Source organism: Billgrantia lactosivorans (assembly GCF_003254665.1).
Taxonomy (GTDB): Bacteria; Pseudomonadota; Gammaproteobacteria; order Pseudomonadales; family Halomonadaceae; genus Halomonas; species Halomonas lactosivorans.
Genome location: NZ_QHGY01000001.1, coordinates 774,329 through 793,477, shown reverse-complemented (window position 1 = coordinate 793,477; position 19,149 = coordinate 774,329). Strand labels below are relative to the sequence as shown.

Sequence of the window (19,149 nt, the reverse complement as noted above, 5' to 3'; positions counted from 1 at the left end):
GAATTTCGTGAGCACATCCCTTACCGCCTTCAGCCGCCGCATCGGCCACAGCTTTCGCGACGAGTCGCTGCTGGAACTGGCCATGACCCACCGCAGCTTCGGGGGACGGAACAACGAACGGCTGGAGTTCCTCGGCGACTCCATCGTCAACTTCGTCATCGCCGAGGCCCTCTACCAGCGTTTCCCCCAGGCGCGCGAGGGGCAGCTGTCGCGCCTGCGCGCGCGCCTGGTGCGCGGCCAGACCCTGGCCGAGCTGGCCCGGGAGATGGCCTTCGGCGAATGCCTGCGCCTGGGCTCGGGCGAGATGAAGAGCGGCGGGCAGCGGCGCGACTCGATCCTGGCCGATGCCGTCGAGGCCGTGCTCGGGGCGATCTATCTCGACGCCGGCATGGACGTGGCCCGCAGCCGAGTGCTGTCCTGGTACGCCGAGCGTCTGGAGTCGATCGACCTGCAGGATACCCAGAAGGATCCCAAGACCCGGCTGCAGGAGTTCCTGCAGTCGCGCCAGTCGCCGCTGCCGCGCTACGAGGTCGTGTCGGTGGAGGGCGAAGCCCACGACCAGACCTTTACCGTGGAGTGTCACATCGAACTGCTCGATACACATACCCTGGGCAGTGGCTCCAGCCGCCGCCATGCCGAACAGCAGGCCGCCGAACTCGCGCTGCTGCAGCTGGAGAATCGCAAGGGGCAGATGGCATGAGCGAGACCTGCGGCTTCGTGGCCATCGTCGGCCGCCCCAACGTCGGCAAGTCGACCCTGATGAACCGGATTCTCGGCCAGAAGATCTCGATCACCTCGCGCCGGCCCCAGACCACGCGACACCAGGTCATGGGCATCAAGACCGTGGGCGAGGCCCAGTTCATCTACGTCGACACGCCGGGCATCCACATCCTCGGTCGCGACCGCAACAAGGCGATCAACCGCTTCATGAACCAGGCGGCGACCCAGGCCCTGCGCGATGTCGACTGCGTGGTCTTCATCGTCGACCGCACGCGCTGGACCGACGAGGACCAGGTGGTGCTGACGCGGCTCGCGCACGTCGCGGCGCCGGTGATCCTGGCCGTGAACAAGGTCGACCGGCTCGAGGACAAGAGCACGCTGCTGCCGTGGCTCGGCGAGGTCGGCGCACGCCGCGACTTCGCCGCCATCGTGCCGATCTCGGCCAAGCATGGCACCAACGTGCCCGAGCTCGAGGCGGAGGTGGCCAAGCACCTGCCCGAGGGGATCCACCATTTTCCCGACGACCAGATCACCGACCGGAGCCAGCGCTTCCTTGCCGCGGAGCTGGTGCGCGAGAAGATCATGCGTCAGCTCGGCGACGAGCTGCCGTACCAGGTGACGGTGGAGATCGAGGAGTTTCGCGACGAGGGCAGGGTGGTACACATCAGCGCCCTGATCCTGGTGGAGCGTGACGGCCAGAAGAAGATCCTCATCGGCGACAAGGGCGAACGGATCAAGAGCATCGGTCGCGAGGCGCGGCTCGACATGGAGCGTGCCCTGGACGCCAAGGTGATGCTCAACCTGTGGGTCAAGGTGAAACGCGGCTGGTCGGATGACGAGAGAGCACTCAAGAGCCTTGGCTATGATCTCGACTGACCTCGCCTGACGCCCCCGACCATGCAGCCCCAGCCGGCCTTCCTCCTGCACAAGCGCCCCTACCGCGAGACCAGCGCGCTGGTCGAGCTGCTCACCCTCGACCATGGCCGCGTGCGCGCGGTGGCCCAGGGCGTGCAGCGTCCGGGGTCGCGCTCGCGGGGGCGGCTGCAGCCCTTCGCCCCGCTTCACCTGACCTGGGTGGGCGAGGGTGAGCTCAAGCGCCTGCGCCTGATGGAGAGTCGCGGCGCGGCGGCGCTGCTGGTGGGCGAGGGCCTGCTGTGCGGGCTCTATGCCAACGAATTGCTGACGCGTACGCTGCCGGTGGAGCTGTCGGCGGCGGAAGTGTTTGCCTACTACACTGCGCTGCTGGAGGCGTTGCCTCGCCCCGATGGCCGCGCCGTGGCGCTGCGGCACCTGGAATTCGCCGTGCTCGAGGCGCTGGACGCCGCCCCCCGCTACACCACGCCGGAGGGCGGGGAGCTCGACCCCCAGCGGCGCTACCGCTTCGATACGCCCTCGCGCGCCTTCGTGCCCGGCGAGCCCGGCCTCGACGGGCGTACCCTGCGCCTGCTGGCCGGCGGCGACTGGGCAGCGCCCGGCCTGGCCGGTCCGGCCAAGGCGGTGGCCCGGGCCGCGCTGGCCCCGCTGCTCGGCACGCGGCCGCTGCGTTCGCGCGAGCTGATGCGCCAGCTTGCCGAGCGGCGCCGTTCCGCCTCACACTGAAGGCTCACCCGACCTCAGCTGGAGACCCTCATGCACCCCCCGCGCATACTGCTTGGCGTCAACATCGATCACATCGCCACGCTGCGCCAGGCGCGCGGCACGCGCTATCCCGATCCGGTCCAGGCGGCGCTGCTGGCCGAGGAGGCCGGCGCCGACGGGATCACCGTGCACCTGCGCGAGGACCGTCGGCACATCCGGGAGCGCGACGTACGCCTCCTCGCCGAGGTGCTCAACACGCGCATGAACCTGGAGATGGCGGTGACCGAGGAGATGCTCGCGCTGGCCGAGGAGCTTCGCCCGGCGCATGTCTGCCTGGTGCCCGAGAAGCGCGAGGAGCTGACCACCGAGGGCGGCCTGGACGTGGCCGGTAACTTCGACGCCATCGCCGCGGCCTGCCGGCGCCTGGCGGCAGCGGGCTGCGAGGTGTCGCTTTTCATCGACCCCGAACCCACCCAGATCGAGGCCGCCAGGCGTGCCGAGGCGCCGGTCATCGAGCTGCATACCGGGGCCTATGCCGAGTGCGCCGGCCAGGCGGCCCGCGAGGAGCATGCCCGACTGGCGGCGGCGGCAGAGATGGCCCTGGAGCTGGGGCTCACGGTCAATGCCGGGCACGGCCTGCACTACCACAACGTCGAGGCGATCGCGGCGATCCCGGGCCTGCACGAACTCAACATCGGCCATGCCATCATCGCCCGGGCGTTGTTCGTCGGGCTCAAGGAGGCCGTGGCGGAGATGAAGCGGCTGATGATCGCCGGCCAGGAGGCGGGATTCATCGCCTCGCTGGAAGAGCACGAGCACGATCACCACGGCGACCACGACCACGCATGATCCTCGGCATCGGCACCGACATCGCCCGGATAGCGCGCTTCGAGGCCGCCATGGCGCGCCACGGGGAGCGCTTCCCGGCGCGCCTGCTCGGTGAGCTGGAGCGGGAGCAGCTGGAGCGGCGCGCCGATCGGGCGGCGTTTCTCGCCAAGCGCTTCGCCGCCAAGGAGGCCTTCGTCAAGGCGCTCGGTACCGGGCTTCGGCATGGCATGCGCTGGGCCGAGATTCAGGTGGCCAGCGATGCCCTCGGCCGGCCGTCGCTGATGCTCTCGGGGCGGGCACACGAGCTGGCCACCACGGCGGGGGTACGGGCCATTCACCTGTCCCTCAGCGACGAAGCCGAGGTGGCGCTGGCAATGGTCGTGCTGGAGGGGGGCGCCTGAAGCGCGGCACGCCATTCGCCCAGGCGTCCGATGGCCTGGAACAGGTCGTCGATGAGGCTGTCGACCTCGGCCATCCCGCGCGAGCGCAGCCGGGTCTCCAGCGTCTCCGCCACCAGCGCGAGCTCGGGCGCTCCGCAGTATCGGCAGGCGCCGTTGAGCGCATGCACGGCATCCAGCAGCCGCTCCGGGTCGCCGCTGGCCAGGGCGCCGCGCAGTTCGTCGACGGTCTTCGGCAGCGACGCGACGAGTTCCTCGAGCAGCTCGCGCGCCAGGTCCTCGTTGCCGTTGGCCAGGCGCGTGCCGAGCTCCATGTCGACGACCTCCAGCTGGCTGGCCAGTCCGGCCTCCTGAGTGGCGGGCAGGCTCGGCGTCTGAGGTAGTGCCGCCAGGCCGACGTGGCGATGGAGCACGGCCTCCAGGCGGTTGGAATCCACGGGTTTGACCAGCACTTCCTGCATGCCCGCCGCCTGCAGCCGCTCGTGCTCGCTGTCGTGGGCATGGGCGGTCACCGCGATGATCGGGCAGGTCGCCCAGTGGCCGCCCAGGCGACGCAGTGCCTGGGTGGTTTCGATACCGTCCATGCCCGGCATGCGGATGTCCATCAGCACCAAGTGGAACGGGGGGGACTCGGCGAGCGCCAGGGCTTCCTCGCCGCTCGCGGCTTCGACCAGCTCCAGGCCGGGGCGCTGCAGCAGCTCGCGCAGCAGGCGGCGGTTGATGCCGTTGTCGTCGACGACCAGCACGCGAGTCGGGCGCGCCTCTGCGGTCTCGGGGCAGCGTTTTGCCTTGCTGCAGCGACGCAGGGCATCCGCCAGGGCCTGACGCGACACCGGCTTGCCGAGGATCTCGCAGCCGCTCGGCAGGTGCAGGTCGGGCATCTCGAGCGGCGCCACGTTGATCAGGAGCAGCACGGGGCAGGAACTTGCCTGCAGCCTTGCCCGCCACTCGTCGAGCACCGCCTGGTTCAGGTCGGCGGGCAGCGCGGCGACCAGCAGCGAGGGGAGGGGAGGGGTCGGCTCGGGCTGGTGGAGCTCCACCACCTGGCCGCCCCATAGCGTGAGCAGGTGGCTCAGGGCGTGGCGCGTCGGGGCGTGCGGCTCGTAGAGGGCGACCCGCTGGTTGTCGAGAATGGTCTCGGCCGCGGGTTCACCGCTGTCGATGACGTCCAGCGGCAGGGTGAAGGAGAACGTCGAGCCTCGCGACGGCTCGCTCTCGACGGTGATCTGGCCGCCCATCTGCTCGACCAGCTGGCGGCTGATCGCCAGGCCCAGCCCGGAGCCGCCGTAATGGCGGGAGTGGCTGGCGGCGGCCTGGCGGAAGGCCTGGAACAGGTTGTGCTGTTCCTGGGGGGTGAGTCCGATCCCGGTGTCGCTGACATTGACACGCAGCAGCGCGCGCCCCTGGGCGTTCTGCTCCTCCAGCATCACCCGCACGATGACCTCGCCGTGCTCGGTGAACTTGAGCGCATTGTGGATCAGGTTGGTCAGCACCTGGCGGATGCGCAGCGGATCGCCGCGCAGCAGCGTCGGCACGTCGTCATAGACCAGGCCCAGCAGGTGCAACCCCTTCTGGTGGGCCAGCGGTGCCTGCTGGCTCAGCGCCTCGTCGACCAGCGACACCATGTCCAGCTCGGCACGATCCAGCTCCAGCCGGCCAGCCTCCATGCGCGAGAAGTCGAGGACGTCGTTGACCAGGGCGAGCAGGTTGTCGCAGGCGATCTGCACCTGGTCGAGCCACTCGCGCTGGCGCGGCTCGAGGCGCGAACGCCCCAGCAGCCGGCAGAAGCCGACGATGCCGTTGAGCGGGGTACGAATCTCGTGGCTCATGCTGGCCAGGAACTCGGACTTGATCCGGTTGGCCTCCAGCGCCCTGCGGTGGGCCAGGTCGAGCTCGATGTTCTTGATCTCGATGGTCTCCATCGACTCTTCCAGGTCGCTGGTGGTCTGCTCGATCTGGCGCTGGATGTTCTCGTGCGATTGCTGCATCTCGTCGCCCAGCGCATTCACGTGGCGGGCCAGGCGTCGCAGTTCGGGGGCTCCTGCCTCCGGCAGGTGCACCTCGAAGTCGCCGCCCCGCAGCCGCCTCAGCGCTTCGGCGGCATCGCCCAGGCTGGTATCCACGCGACGGCCGAGGGCCGAGGCGATCACGAACAGCAGCAGGCCGAGGATCAGCAGGCCCAGCCCCGTGATGGCAAGGCGGCGATAGTAGCCGAGGGTGAGCGGGCGGCTGTCCACGTCGAGCTCCAGCCAGGCCCGGCTGGTCATGCTGCCCTCCAGCTCGGCCGGGGCCAGCGGCACCATCAGGCGCCACAGGTCGCTGCTGGTATCGAGGTGCACCTCGAGCGGCGGCGTCGTGGCGACCTGGGCGCGGTTGCGGCCCAGCTCCAGCTGAATCATGTCGCTGTCGGTGTAGATCCCCACGCCACGCGCCTCGTCGATTTCCAGCAGGCGCCTGGCCATGCCGTCCAGCCGCGACTGGTCGGCCTCGATGACGGCTCGGGCCATTTCCGGCGCCTGCTGCTCGACGGCGGTCACGACACGATCGCGCAGGGCCGACTTGCGCCATTCGGTATCCAGGTGCAGCGCCAGCAACGCCGCGAGCAGCAGCACCAGCAGGGGGAGACACAGTATCCACAGCGTCAGGCGATTTCCGAGTGACATCGGCTTTCCTTGGTCACGGCCTTTGTCCCAGTATGCCACATTGTCGGGGCATGCCTGTCCAGCGCTCGGCGGCACGGATATACTAGCGAAAAGACCTTAGCCGAAGGACGCTTACATGCAGTTCCCTACCATCGAGGATATCGTTGGGCATACGCCGTTGATTCGGCTCAAGCGGATCACCGCGGGGCGCAACAACACCCTGCTGGCCAAGCTCGAAGGCAACAACCCCGCCGGTTCGGTGAAGGACCGGCCGGCGCTGTCGATGCTGGAACAGGCCGAGGCCAGGGGCGAGATCGTGCCTGGCGACACCCTGATCGAGGCGACGTCGGGCAACACCGGCATCGCCCTGGCCATGGCCGCGACGATCAAGGGCTATCGCATGATCCTGATCATGCCCGAGAGCGCCTCGAGCGAGCGCAAGCAGGCCATGGCGGCCTACGGCGCCAGGCTGATCACCGTCAGCAAGGAGGGGGGCATGGAGGAGGCTCGCGACCTGGCCGAGGCGATGATCGCACGCGGCGAGGGCAAGCCGCTCAACCAGTTCGCCAATCCCGACAACCCGTTGTCCCACTACCGCGGCACCGGCCCCGAGCTGTGGGAGCAGACCGGGGGCACGATCACCCACTTCGTCAGTTCAATGGGCACCACCGGGACCATCATGGGGGTATCGGCTTACCTCAAGGAACGCAATCCCCAGGTTCAGATCGTCGGCCTGCAGCCGGAAGACGGCGCCAGCATTGCCGGCATTCGGCGCTGGCCCAAGGCGTACCTGCCGAGCATCTTCGATGCCTCCCGGGTCGATCGCGTGCTGGATATCGGCCAGTACGAAGCCGAGGAGCACATGCGCCTCCTGGCCAGGGAGGAGGGCATCCTCGCGGGGGTCTCCTCGGGCGGGGCCCTGGCCGGTGCGCTGCGCGTCGCCGAGGAGGTCGAGAATGCGGTGATCGTGTTCATCGTCTGCGATCGAGGCGATCGCTATCTCTCGACCGGGTTGTTCGCCCCGGAGGCTTGAGGTGGCCATGCTAGGCAAGCGACGACCGGCGCGCCGGCGCAGCGGCGTGTCGGGGCTGCAGCGGCGCCCGGGCGAAGGGCCTCCGGCGCCATCCGCCGACGAGGCGGCGGTGAACATCGAACGCTTGGCCCACGACGGCCGGGGCGTGGCGCGTGGCGCCGACGGCAAGACCCTGTTCGTCGATGGGGCACTGCCCGGCGAACGCGTCGAGGTGGCCGTCCACCGCACGCGCAAGCGTTTCGACGAGGCCCATGTCCGCGCGCTGCTCGAGCCGGCGGCCGAGCGTGTCGCGCCGCCCTGCGCCTACTATGGCCAGTGCGGCGGCTGCGACCTGCAGCACCTCGCCGTCGCGGCCCAGCGCGAGCACAAGCGCGAGGTGCTCGTCGAACTGCTCCAGCGTGAGGGCATCGAGCTGACCGAGCCGCCCGAAGTGCTGGTGGGAGAGCCGCTCGGCTATCGCCGCCGAGCCCGGCTGGGGGTCAAGGTGGATGCCGAGGGGCGCGTGCATCTCGGTTTTCGCGCGCGTCACGCCAGCCGGCTGGTCGACATCGAGACCTGCAAGGTGCTGCAGCCCGGACTGTCGGCGCTGCTCGAACCCCTGCGGGAGCTGCTCGGGGAACTCGAGGCGCCGCGACTGGTGGGCCATCTGGAACTGATCGCGGCCGACTCCCGGCGGGCGCTGGTGGTGCGTCAACTGCGCGACAACCGCGTCGACCTGCAGCGCTGGCGTGCCTTTGGCGAGGCCAACGACGTGGCCGTGGCCTGCCTGCTGGGCCGCGAGGCGCCGACCCTCGAGTGGCTGGGGGAGGTCCCGAGGCTCGGCTACCGGCTGCCGGCGGGCGACGCCGGGCTCGAGCTCGGCTTTGCCCCGGGGGATTTCGTCCAGGTCAACGGCGAGGTCAACCGGCAACTGGTGGCCACGGCACGGCAGTGGCTGGCCCCGGTGGCCGGCCGGCGCGTGCTCGACCTGTTTGCCGGCATCGGCAACTTCGGCCTGCCGCTGGCGTCCGACGGTGCCCGGGTCACGGCGGCGGAGGGCAACCCTGCCATGGTCAGCCGGCTCGAGATCAATGCGGGCCGCAACGGACTCGACATCGAGGCCCTGCAGCTCGATCTCAACGATCGAGCGGCCGTGGCGGAACTCCTGGCGCACCTTGCCCCGGAGGCGGTGGTGCTGGACCCGCCCCGCGACGGTGCCGATGCGGTGTGCCGTGCGCTGATCGAACGCCCCGTCCCGCGGCTGGTCTACATTGCCTGTGACCCTGCCACGCTGGCGCGCGATGCGGCACGACTCGTGCATGGCGGTTATCGCATCACTCGGGTGGCGGTGGCCGACATGTTCGTGCACACCTCGCACCTGGAGTCCCTGTTGTTGCTCGAACACGGTGCAACGCAGCCGTCATCGCAAGGAGCCTAGAGAGATGGTGAAAGTACGCGACGATCAGCCACTGACGGATAATGGTGACGTCGACATCGGTCACTGGCTGGAGCGCCTGCAGGAAGACGTCAAGCTGCGCGACCCGGGGGAAATGCGCGAGGCGTGCGATCTCGCCAGGCGACTCTCGCAGGAGGCGGATCGCCCCCACAAGGCCTGGCTGCCGCGGGACGCCACCTATCGCATGGGCCTCGAGATGGCCGACATCCTGGCCCAGCTCAAGCTCGACCAGCCGACGCTCGAGGCGGCGGTTCTCTACCGCGCGGTGCGCGAGGGCCTGATCTCAGTGGAGGCCGTGGCCCGCCGCTTCGGCAAGGAAGTGGCGCACCTGATCGAGGGCGTGCTGCAGATGGCCGCCATCAGCAACGCCCAGATCCCCAGCCAGGGGCTGGTCCAGCACGACCAGCAGGACAACCTGCGCAAGATGCTGGTGACCATGATCGACGACGTGCGCGTGGCGCTGATCAAGATCGCCGAGCGCACCTGCGCGCTGCGCCAGGTCAAGGATGCCCCGCGCGAGAAGCGCCTGCAGGTAGCGCGCGAGGTGTTCGACATCTATGCGCCGCTGGCGCATCGGCTGGGCATCGGCCAGGTCAAGTGGGAGCTCGAGGACCTCTCCTTCCGCTACCTGCATGAAGACGACTACAAGACGATCGCCCGTCAGCTGGCCGAGAAGCGCCTCGACCGCGATCGCTACATCCACGACGTGGTGGAAGTGCTCAAGGGCATGCTCGAGGCGCAGGGGATCACCCGCTACGAGGTCAACGGCCGCGCCAAGCACATCTATTCGATCTGGCGCAAGATGAAGCGCAAGCGCATCGACTTCGGCCAGGTCAACGACGTGCGCGCGGTACGCATCCTGGTGCCCGAGGTGGCCGACTGCTACACCGTGCTGGGGCTGGTCCACTCGCGCTGGCACCACGTGCCCAACGAGTTCGACGACTATATCGCCAACCCCAAGAAGAATGGCTACCAGTCGCTGCATACCGCCGTGCTGGGGCCGGAGAACAAGGTGCTGGAGATCCAGATCCGCACCTTCGCCATGCACGACGAGGCCGAGCTGGGCGTGTGCGCCCACTGGCGCTACAAGGGCCACGACACCGGCGGCAAGAGTTCCAGCTACGAGGAGAAGATCGCCTGGCTGCGCCAGGTGCTCGAATGGCAGGACGAGGTGGGCGACTTCGGCGACCTGCGCGAGGGGCTCTCCAGCGACGTGGCGCCGGACCGCATCTACGTCTTCACCCCGGACGGCCACGTCATCGACCTGCCGCGCATCGCCACGCCGATCGACTTCGCCTACCGCGTGCATACCGAAGTGGGCCACCGCTGTCGCGGGGCCAAGGTCGACGGCCGCATCGTGCCGCTCACCTACAAGCTCAGGACCGGCCAGCAGGTCGAGATCCTCACCGCCAGCAAGGGCGGCCCCAGCCGCGACTGGCTCAACCCCAGCCTCGGCTACGTGCGCACCTCGCGGGCGCGTGCCAAGATCCAGTCGTGGTTCAAGCACCAGGCCCGCGAGCAGAACGTGGAAGAGGGCAAGGCCCTGTTCGATCGCGAGATGAAGCGCCTCGACGTGGAGGACATGGACCTCGATACCCTGGCCCACAAGGTCAACTACCAGACTCCCGAGGACATGTACGCCGCGCTGGGGGCGGGGGACCTGCGCATCGGCCAGGTGCTGCACCAGGCCCAGCAGCTGTTCGGCGAGACCGACGACCAGGAACAGCTCGATCGCCTGCTGGCCAAGCCGCGGCGCGACCAGGGCAAGGGCGCCGCCAGCGACATCACCGTGCTCGGCGTGGGCAACCTCAAGACCAGCATGGCCAACTGCTGCCATCCGGTGCCCGGCGAGCCGATCGTCGGTTTCATCACCCAGGGCCGCGGCGTCACCGTGCACCGCCAGGATTGCCCCAATATCCTGCAGCTGCGCCTGGAGGAACCGCAGCGGGTCATCGAGGTGGAGTGGGGGCAGCGTGCCCGCACCCAGTATCCGGTGGACATCGAGATCCAGGCCTGGGACCGTTCCGGCCTGCTGCGCGACGTCACCGGCATCCTCGGCAACGAGAAGGTCAACGTGCTGTCGGTGAATACCCTGACCGATACCCGCGACGGCATCGCCCGCATGCGCATCACCGTAGAAGTCGACGGCCTGGAGACGCTGGGGCGGCTGTTCTCGCGCATCCAGCAGCTGTCCAACGTGATCGAGGTCCAGCGCCTGCGCACCGGGGCCAAGGGCACCAGGCACAAGGGGAGCGGCACATGAGCGAGACCCGCCACGCCATCGACGACCTGCTGACGCTGATGGCCGTGCTGCGCGACCCCGGGCAGGGCTGTCCGTGGGATCTCGAGCAGGATTGGGACAGCATCGTGCCGCACACCCTGGAGGAGGCCTACGAGGTGGCCGACGCCATCGAGCGGCGCGCCTGGGACGAGCTGCCCGGCGAGCTCGGCGACCTGCTGTTCCAGGTGGTCTACTACAGCCAGTTCGCCCGCGAGGAGGGACGCTTCGACTTTCACGACGTGGTGCAGACCCTGATCGCCAAGATGGTGCGCCGCCATCCCCACGTCTTTCCCGACGGCACCCTGGCGTCGCGCCGCCCGCCCGGGGTCAGCGCCGAGCAGGTCGAGACCCGGCAGGTCCACAGCCGCTGGGAGTCGCTCAAGGCCGCGGAGCGCGCCGGGCGCAGCGACGAGGCGCTGGGGGCGTCGGTGCTCGACGACGTGCCGCGCACCCTGCCGGCACTGTCGCGTGCCGCCAAGCTCTCCAGGCGCGCCGCCCGCGTGGGCTTCGACTGGCCCGACAGCGCCGGCGTGATCGCCAAGATCCGCGAGGAGCTCGACGAGGTCGAGCAGGCCCTGGCCGCCGACGATCGCGCCCAGGCCGCGGAGGAGGTCGGCGACCTGCTGTTCGCCGTCACCAACCTGGCGCGGACCCTCAAGGCCGACCCCGAGCGCTGCCTGCGCGAGACCAACGCCAAGTTCGAGCGCCGCTTCCGCCACGTGGAGGCGGCGCTGGCCGAGCGTGGCACGACCCCCGGCGACGTCGATCTCGACACCATGGAGCGGCATTGGCGCGAGGCCAAGCGGCGCGAACGCAGCGAATACGAAACCTCAGTTGAACATCCCGAACCGTCTTCAGGAGGAGATCGGCCATGAGCGGCGATCTGCACGAATCCCTACGCGACAACGTACGCATCCTCGGCGACAGCCTGGGCCGCACCATCGCCGATGACCTGGGCCAGGGTTTCGTCGATCGCATCGAGACCATCCGCGGGCTGGCCAAGAGCGGCCGCCAGGGGGACGGGCAGAGCAGCCGCGAGCTGATCGACTACCTGCGCAAGCTCCCCGACCGCGACCTGCTGCCGGTCACCCGCGCCTTCAACCAGTTTCTCAACCTGGCCAACATCGCCGAGCAGCACTACCGGGCTCGCTTCCGCCGCGTCGAGGATTACAAGCCGGGCTCGCAGCCGGTGCTCTCCGAGTTGCTGGAGCGGGCCCGCGGCGCCGGGCACGCGCCGCGCAAGCTGGTCGAGAGCCTGGCCAGCATGCGTGTCGAGCTGGTGCTCACCGCGCACCCCACCGAGGTCATCCGGCGTACCCTGATTCAGAAGTACGATGCCATCGACGAGTGCCTCACCGTCATCGAGTCGTCGCTGGACTACCCCGAGCGCGCCAGCCGCGCCCGCGGGCGCCTCGAGGAGCTGATCAGCCAGGCCTGGCACACCGACGAGATCCGCCACGAGCGGCCAACCCCGGTGGACGAGGCCAAGTGGGGGTTCGCCGTGATCGAGAACTCGCTGTGGCAGGCGGTGCCGGCTTTCCATCGCGATCTCGACAGCCTGCTGCTGGAATCCGCCGGCGAGCGCCTGCCGCTGGACGCCGCACCGATCGTCTTCGCCTCGTGGATGGGGGGCGACCGCGACGGCAACCCCAACGTCACCTCGAAGGTGACTCGCGAGGTGCTGCTGCTGGGGCGCTGGATGGCGGCCGATCTCTACCTGCGCGACCTCGAGCAGCTCAAGGCCGAGCTCTCCATGTGGAAGTGCAACAGCGCCCTGCGCGCCGAGGTCGGCAACGTCGCCGAGCCCTACCGCGAGCTGCTCAAGCGCCTGCTGCAGCGGGTCGAGGCGACACGTGACTGGGCCAAGGCGCAGCTCGACGGTCGCAGCTACGAGGGCGGCCCGATCATCGAGAACAGCGACCAGCTCTACGCGCCGCTGCTGACCTGCTACCGCTCGCTGTGCGACGTCGGCCTCGACACCATCGCCAACGGCGCGCTGCTCGACACCCTGCGTCGAGTGGCGGTATTCGGCGTGACCCTGACCAAGCTCGACATCCGCCAGGAGGCCAGCCGCCATGCCCAGGTCATGGAGGAGCTCACCGATGCGCTCGGGCTCGGCCACTACCGCGACTGGAGCGAGGAGCAGCGCCAGGCATTCCTGCTCGCCGAACTCGAGTCGCGTCGACCGCTGATCCCGCGGCGCTGGGAGTGTTCGGCCGAGACCCGTGAAGTGCTCGACACCTTCATGGTCATCGCCAGCGAGCAGTCCGAGGCGCTCGGCACCTACATCATCTCGATGGCGGGTCAGCCCTCCGACGTGCTCACCGTCGCGCTGTTGATGAAGGAGGTCGGCGGCGTCGTCTCGCTGCCCATCGCCCCGCTGTTCGAGACCCTCGACGATCTCAATCGCGCCGGCGACGTGATCGACCGGCTGCTGGCGCTGCCGGGCTACCGGGCGCTGGCCGGCGACCGCCAGGAGGTGATGATCGGCTATTCCGACTCGGCCAAGGATGCCGGCCAGCTGGCAGCGGCCTGGGCCCAGTACCGCGCCCAGGAGCGACTGGTGGACATCTGTCGTGGCCACGGCGTGGCCCTGACCCTGTTCCACGGCCGCGGCGGGGCGGTGGGGCGCGGCGGCGGCCCGGCCTATGCGGCGATCCTGTCGCAGCCGCCGGGCTCGGTGAACGGCAGCCTGCGTGTCACCGAGCAGGGCGAGATGATCCGCTTCAAGTTCGGCCAGCCCGACATCGCCCTGCGCTCCATGGAGATTTACGCCTGCGCGGTGCTGGAAGCGACGCTGCTGCCGCCACCGGCGCCCGAGCCGCACTGGCGCGAGGAGATGGATCGCCTGGCCGAGATCGCCCACCGCAGCTATGTCGGCGTGGTGCGCGAGGACCCCGACTTCGTGCCCTATTTCCGGGCGGTGACGCCCGAGGGTGTGCTCGGCCACCTGCCGCTGGGCTCGCGCCCGACCAAGCGTCGCCAGGATGGCGGCGTGGAGACCCTGCGCGCGATTCCCTGGATCTTTGCCTGGACCCAGATCCGCCTGATGCTGCCGGCCTGGCTGGGCAGCGGCGAGGCCTTCTCGGCGCGCATGGAGGAGGAGGGTGGGCTCGAGGTGCTGCGCGAGATGCGCGATCGCTGGCCGTTCTTCGGCACCTACCTCGACATGCTGGAGATGCTGCTGGCCAAGGCCGACGTGGGCATTGCCTCCTACTACGAGCAGCGCCTGGTCGACGAGCCGGCGCTCAAGGAGCTCGGTACCCAGCTGCGCCAGCGCTTCACCCAACTGCAGCAGGTGGTGCTGACGATCCTCGACCAGCCGCAGCTGCTGGAGCAGACGCCGCTGATCCGGCAGGCCATCGAGGTGCGCAACCCCTACATCGACCCGCTGCACGGGCTGCAGGCCGAGCTGTTGCAGCGCAATCGCGATGCCGACGGCGCCATCAGCGGGGAGCTGTCACGGGCCCTGATGGTGACGATGGCGGGGATTGCCGCGGGCCTGCGCAACACGGGCTGAAAAAGTGACGGCGCACGTGGCGTGTTCCTGTCATTGCGCCCAGACATGAATCGCCCCGGCCAGGCCGGGGCGATTCATGTGCAGTTTGCTCGAACGGTCCTACTGCGGCTGCTTGACCGTGCGCAGGTAGGGCTTGATGGTGGTGAAGCCCTCCGGATACTTCTTCTTCGCCTCCTCGTCGCTGACCGAGGGCGGGATGATCACGTCGTCGCCGGGGCGCCAGTTCACCGGCGTGGCCACGGTGTGCTTGGCGTTGAGCTGGATCGAGTCGAGCAGGCGCAGGACCTCGTTGAAGTCGCGGCCCGAGGTCATCGGGTAGACCAGCATCGCCTTGACCTTCTTGTCCGGCCCGATGATGAACACCGAGCGCACCGTGGCGTTGTCCGCGGGGGTACGGCCCTCGGCGCTGCCCGGCTCCTCGGCGGGCAGCATGTCGTAGAGCTTGGCCACCTCGAGCTTGTCGTCGCCGATCATCGGATAGTTGGGCGCGGCGCCCTGGGTCTCCTCGATGTCCTTGGCCCAGGCGGTGTGGTTGTCCACCGGATCGACCGAGAGGCCGATGATCTTGGTGTTGCGCCTGTCGAACTCGGGCTTGAGCTTGGCCATGTAGCCCAGTTCGGTGGTGCATACCGGAGTGAAGTCCTTGGGATGCGAGAAGAGAATGCACCAGCTGTCACCGATCCATTCGTGAAAGTTCAGCGTACCCTGGGTGGTTTGCGCCGTGAAATCGGGCGCGGTATCGCCGATTCTGAGACTCATCTTCGTGACTCCAGGAACAAGTTCAGGGATGGAGGCCACGGCAGTGCGTGACCAGCCAGTTCACTATAGGTCATGATGCGTAAGAACACCCGGCTATGACAACAGGGTCAGGGGCAATCTAAACGATCTATGGTTCGGCACGCCGAAGCAGGGCCGGCAACCTAGAAAGCGTAGTGGAGCGAGGCCGTGATCAGGTTCAGGTGGGCCATGCTGGGGGCATCGATCTCCTCGAACTCCAGCCGGCTCACCAGCCGGTCGCGCTGCAGCCGTGCGCCGAAACCCTGGATGCGAGCGGTGCCGTTGGTCGCCGCGTAGAGTGATTCGCTCTGGGTCACCGGGTCGCCCTCCCATTCGGCGAAGCCCGACTTGGCATAGAGCCCGAACTGGCCCATGCGCACCCCCGCGACCAGGCTGCCCCCCAGGGTGGTGGTGTCGACCAGCATGGCCTGGTCGGCTTGGCGGGTCGGCACCTCGTCGCTTTCGCGATAGGTGAATTCGGCACCGAGGTCGAGCAGCGGCAGGTTCATCGGCGAGAACCCCGCCGTCACGCGGAAGCCGGAGGTATAGCCATCGATCGTTTCCAGGTCGCCGCCTTCCAGCACCACGCCGTTGTCGAGATACATGAGATCGCTGGTTCTGCTGGCATAGGAGGGTCTGTTCAAGGGAGAGGCGTTCAGGGAGGCCAGCAGCTCGTGGGAGGCTTCGGTGTAGGCGGCCGGCTCGCTGTACAGGGGAGCGGGCTCACCCTGAGGCATGCCGGTGTCGGCCAAGGCCGAGAGTGGCAGCAGCGTCAAGCCGGCAGCCATGGTGATGGCACCTCTGCAACCCGCTTTCATGTTTCTGACCCATTTCCCTGTGCGATACGGTGCGCTTCCCCGAACGGGCAAAGCGATACACGCGCCTAGCTTGGGCGTACGGAGCTGATTACAAGAGCTTAGCAGCCCGGCCTGGCGATCGCCAGGCTGCGCCTCAACGCTGGGGCATGGCCGCTCGCGCCAGGGTGGCGTCGAGTTCGTTCAGGCAGGGAGTGGCGATGTCGTGACGGCGAGCGGCGGCCAACAGCGGGCCGAGGATGGCCTCGCGCTCCGTGGGCCTTGCCGCCAGCACGTCCTGCAGCATCGAGGCACGGTTGCTGGCGGTGTTCTCCACCACCCGCCAGACCAGTGCGCGCCAGCCGCCCGCCGGGGGTGGGATGCCCTCCGCGGCGGCGATCCGGGCCACTTCGTCGATGATGCGCTCCACCATGGGGCGAAACGGCCGGTCGCGCAGCTGGCCATTGCGGATGCGAAAGCGAGCCACCAGCGGATTGATGGCGGCGTTCACGGCCAGCTTGTGCCACAACCGGAACGCGATGTCGTCGACCGCCTCGGCGGCCAGGCCCGCCTGGCCGAGCAGGGCGGCCAGTGCGCGGCTGCGCCTGACATGGCGATTCTCGAGGTTGCCGAGGTAGGTGACGCCGCGACCGGCATGGGTCACGCCCTCGTCGCCATCGAGCCAGGCGCCTTCGGTGGTGGAGGCGCATAGCACCGGGCCCGGATGGCGGCAGGAGAGTGCGGGTTGCACCTGATAGCCGTTCTGCCACAGCACCAGCGTCGGCGTGCCCGGCAGGTGTTGCATGACGGTCGCGTAGGCGGCTTCGGCGGCATAGGCCTTGGTGGTGAGGTGCAGGAAGGCGGGCGTCACGCTCGGCAGCCGGTTCACCACATACGTGGCGAGGCGGCGTCGGCGCAGCGTGCCTTCGGGGGTGGTAAGGGTCTGCTCGCCGGGCAGCGCACGGCGCCCGGCCAGCGCCACCGGTGCGATCCCGGCCAGGTGCATGGCCAGCAGGCGGCCCAGGGCGCCGGGGCCGACGATCAGGTGGGTCTGGTCATTCATGGCGTACCTTGGTCATCGAACAGGGGCAGCATAGCGACCCTCGATAGCCGGGTGCCAGTTCGCGCCATCATGCCCTAGGGCGGGTCTTGCGCCGCGCCCGGCCCGAGGTGGCCCGGCCGCGTCGGCCCTTGCCGCTCGCCCCACGTCGTTTCGTCGTCGGCGCGGTCGCCTCGCCCTGGGCCACGGCCATCGCCTGACGCAGGCGATTCGTATCGGCGCTGCCCAGCAGGCTGCGCAGGTCCTCGACCAGGGCGGCGAGGAAGGGCGCCGGATCGTCGCCCTGTTCGGCGATCGCCGCCAGGCGCTGCTCCCACAGGGCGGTTCGCTCGGGGCGGGAGGCGGCCTCGGGCAGCGAGGCGATCAGGCCGCTGCCCAGACGCGTGGCGCGCAGGGTCTTGTGTCGGCGCAGCAGGTAGCCGCGCTCGATCAGCGTCTCGATGATGCCGGCGCGGGTCGCCTCGGTGCCCAGGCCGTCGTGCTCGCGCAGCGTGCGCTTGACCGCAGGGTCGTCGACGTAGCGAGCGATGTTCATCATCGCCTTGATCAGGCTGGCGTCGGTGAAGGGCTCCGGCGGGCGGGTCTCACGATCCTCGACCTCGCAATGCGCCACCCGGCAGCCCTCGCCCTCGCTGAGCGGCGGCAGCGGCGGGGCCTCCTCGCGGGTGGTGAACAGCGGCTTCCAGCCCGGCTGGAGGATTTCCTGGCCGCTGGCGCGAAAGCGCTCGTCCAGTATATGGAACTCCGCCTTGACCTCGCGCGCGACCAAGGGCGGGTAGAACTGGGCCAGCACGTTGCGCGCGATCAGCCGGAACACGTCGGCCTCGGCGCGCTCCAGGCGGTCGAGTTCGGCCGGCTTGCCGGTGGGTGCCAGGGCATGGTGGGCGCCCACCTTCCTGTCGTCCCAGGCCTTGGAGCGCAGCTCGAAGTCGGCCCCCGCGAGCCAGCCGCGCAGGGTCTCGTCCTGGCCGCAGGCGCGGGTCAGGCTGGCGCGCGCCTGGGCCAGATGCTCTTCGGGCAGGTAGCGGCAGTCCGAGCGCGGGTAGGTGATCAGCTTGTGGCGCTCGTAGAGTCGCTGGCAGATGTCCAGTACCGCCTGTGCCGAGAGCCCGAAGCGGCGCGCGGCATCCACCTGCAGCGCCGAGAGCGAATAGGGCAGCGGGGCCGACTGGCGTTTCTGTCGGCTGTCCAGCGAGACCAGGCGGCCCTCGGCGTCGGGCAGCCGCGCGGCCAGCGCCGCGGCCGGGGCGCGCTCGAGCAGGCGTCCCTGGTCATCGAGCCGGTGGTCCTCGCCGGGCTGCCACCAGGCACGCAGACGACCGTTGGCCACCGCCAGGTCGGCCCACAGCACGTGAAAGGGATAGGGGCGGAAATCGCGGATCTCGGCGTCGCGGCGCACCACCAGCCCGAGCACCGGTGTCTGCACCCGGCCCACCGAGAGCACGCCGTCATGGCCGGCCTGACGCCCGGTGAGGGTCCAGGCGCGAGTCAGGTTGATGCCGTACAGCCAGTCGGCGCGGGAGCGCGATTCGGCGGCACGGTAGAGCGACTGATAGCGGGCGTTGTCCTCCAGCCGCGCCAGGGCTCGCTGGACCGCCGGCCGGTTGAGATCGCTGACCAGCAGGCGCGTTACCGGGCCCTTCCAGCCGAGGTATTCGATCACCTCCTGCACCAGCAGCTGCCCCTCGCGATCCGGGTCGCCGGCATGCACCACCTCGCGGGCCTGCTTGAGCAGCTTGCGGATGGTCGCCAGCTGCCCCCTGGCCTTGGGCCGCGGTGCGAGCAGCCAGCGCGCCGGCAGGATCGGCAGGTGATCCAGCCGCCACTGCTTGAAGGCGGGATCGTAGGCATCGGGCGGGGCCTGCTCCAGCAGGTGGCCCAGGCACCAGGTCACCACGCTGTCGCCGGCGTGGATGGCGCCGTCCTCGCGGCGCATGCCGCCCGGCAGGGCTTCGGCGATGGCCCGGGCCAGGCTCGGTTTCTCGGCGATGATCAGGCGCATGTCATCTTTCCGCTGCAGTCGAGTCACGTCATTTATGGATATTCTTACAGTAATCGTTCCACAAGGCCAGGGAGCAGAGGC

The 19,149-nt window shown here is 69.1% G+C and carries 15 protein-coding genes; 10 read left to right on the top strand and 5 right to left on the bottom strand.

The window, feature by feature from the left end; all coding sequences use genetic code 11:
- Positions 1–7: 7 nt before the first annotated feature.
- Genes rnc through acpS form a run of 5 tightly spaced genes read left to right on the top strand, consistent with a single transcriptional unit; the run spans position 8 to position 3,527 of the window.
- Positions 8–700, top strand: a complete 693-nt coding sequence (gene rnc, locus DIS04_RS03550; protein WP_111412327.1) for a ribonuclease III — start codon at positions 8–10, stop codon at positions 698–700.
- A complete protein-coding gene (era, locus tag DIS04_RS03545; RefSeq protein ID WP_111412326.1) occupies positions 697–1,596 on the top strand; it encodes a GTPase Era in 900 nt (299 codons plus the stop codon). Before rnc ends, era begins: the two co-directional genes overlap by 4 nt.
- 21 nt (positions 1,597–1,617) lie before the next feature.
- Positions 1,618–2,319, top strand: coding sequence for a DNA repair protein RecO (gene recO / locus DIS04_RS03540; RefSeq protein WP_111412325.1), 702 nt, complete (start codon positions 1,618–1,620; stop codon positions 2,317–2,319).
- 30 nt (positions 2,320–2,349) lie between these two features.
- Complete coding sequence (pdxJ, locus tag DIS04_RS03535; protein ID WP_111412324.1) at positions 2,350–3,147, top strand: pyridoxine 5'-phosphate synthase; 798 nt, start codon at positions 2,350–2,352, stop codon at positions 3,145–3,147.
- Positions 3,144–3,527 (top strand): holo-ACP synthase, encoded by a 384-nt coding sequence (gene acpS / locus DIS04_RS03530; RefSeq protein WP_111412323.1) that lies wholly within the window; start codon positions 3,144–3,146, stop codon positions 3,525–3,527. The genes pdxJ and acpS overlap by 4 nt, the downstream gene beginning before the upstream one ends.
- Here acpS and DIS04_RS03525 read toward each other — a convergent pair.
- Positions 3,461–6,187 carry a HAMP domain-containing sensor histidine kinase gene (locus DIS04_RS03525; protein ID WP_111412322.1) on the bottom strand — a complete coding sequence of 909 codons (2,727 nt, stop codon included), beginning with the start codon at positions 6,185–6,187 and terminating at the stop codon, positions 3,461–3,463. The two genes, acpS and DIS04_RS03525, sit on opposite strands and share 67 nt — an antisense overlap.
- 115 nt (positions 6,188–6,302) lie before the next feature.
- Between DIS04_RS03525 and cysM the strand changes: the two genes are divergently transcribed.
- From cysM to ppc, 5 genes are read left to right on the top strand one after another with little or no spacing between them, the layout of a single operon-like run.
- Complete coding sequence (cysM, locus tag DIS04_RS03520) at positions 6,303–7,199, top strand: cysteine synthase CysM (protein WP_111412321.1); 897 nt, start codon at positions 6,303–6,305, stop codon at positions 7,197–7,199.
- A gap of 1 nt (position 7,200) precedes the next feature.
- Positions 7,201–8,616 (top strand): TRAM domain-containing protein, encoded by a 1,416-nt coding sequence (locus DIS04_RS03515; protein WP_111412320.1) that lies wholly within the window; start codon positions 7,201–7,203, stop codon positions 8,614–8,616.
- A gap of 4 nt (positions 8,617–8,620) precedes the next feature.
- Positions 8,621–10,897, top strand: a complete 2,277-nt coding sequence (relA, locus tag DIS04_RS03510) for a GTP diphosphokinase (protein ID WP_111412319.1) — start codon at positions 8,621–8,623, stop codon at positions 10,895–10,897.
- Positions 10,894–11,790 (top strand): nucleoside triphosphate pyrophosphohydrolase, encoded by an 897-nt coding sequence (mazG, locus tag DIS04_RS03505; protein ID WP_111412318.1) that lies wholly within the window; start codon positions 10,894–10,896, stop codon positions 11,788–11,790. Before relA ends, mazG begins: the two co-directional genes overlap by 4 nt.
- The gene (gene ppc / locus DIS04_RS03500; protein WP_111412317.1) at positions 11,787–14,435 is read left to right on the top strand and encodes a phosphoenolpyruvate carboxylase; all 2,649 of its coding nucleotides are present in this window, start codon (positions 11,787–11,789) and stop codon (positions 14,433–14,435) included. Before mazG ends, ppc begins: the two co-directional genes overlap by 4 nt.
- 99 nt (positions 14,436–14,534) lie before the next feature.
- On the opposite strand, the gene DIS04_RS03495 is transcribed toward ppc, so the two are convergent.
- The 4 genes from DIS04_RS03495 to DIS04_RS03480 all read right to left on the bottom strand — a co-directional run bounded on the left by DIS04_RS03495 (position 14,535) and on the right by DIS04_RS03480 (position 19,068).
- Positions 14,535–15,194, bottom strand: a complete 660-nt coding sequence (locus tag DIS04_RS03495) for a peroxiredoxin (protein ID WP_111412316.1) — start codon at positions 15,192–15,194, stop codon at positions 14,535–14,537.
- Between the two features lie 161 nt (positions 15,195–15,355).
- Positions 15,356–16,000 carry a hypothetical protein gene (locus tag DIS04_RS03490; protein ID WP_245904470.1) on the bottom strand — a complete coding sequence of 215 codons (645 nt, stop codon included), beginning with the start codon at positions 15,998–16,000 and terminating at the stop codon, positions 15,356–15,358.
- 163 nt (positions 16,001–16,163) lie between these two features.
- Positions 16,164–17,069, bottom strand: coding sequence for a ketopantoate reductase family protein (locus tag DIS04_RS03485; protein WP_111412314.1), 906 nt, complete (start codon positions 17,067–17,069; stop codon positions 16,164–16,166).
- 67 nt (positions 17,070–17,136) lie between these two features.
- Positions 17,137–19,068, bottom strand: coding sequence for a DNA topoisomerase III (locus DIS04_RS03480; protein WP_111412313.1), 1,932 nt, complete (start codon positions 19,066–19,068; stop codon positions 17,137–17,139).
- Positions 19,069–19,149 lie beyond the last annotated feature (81 nt).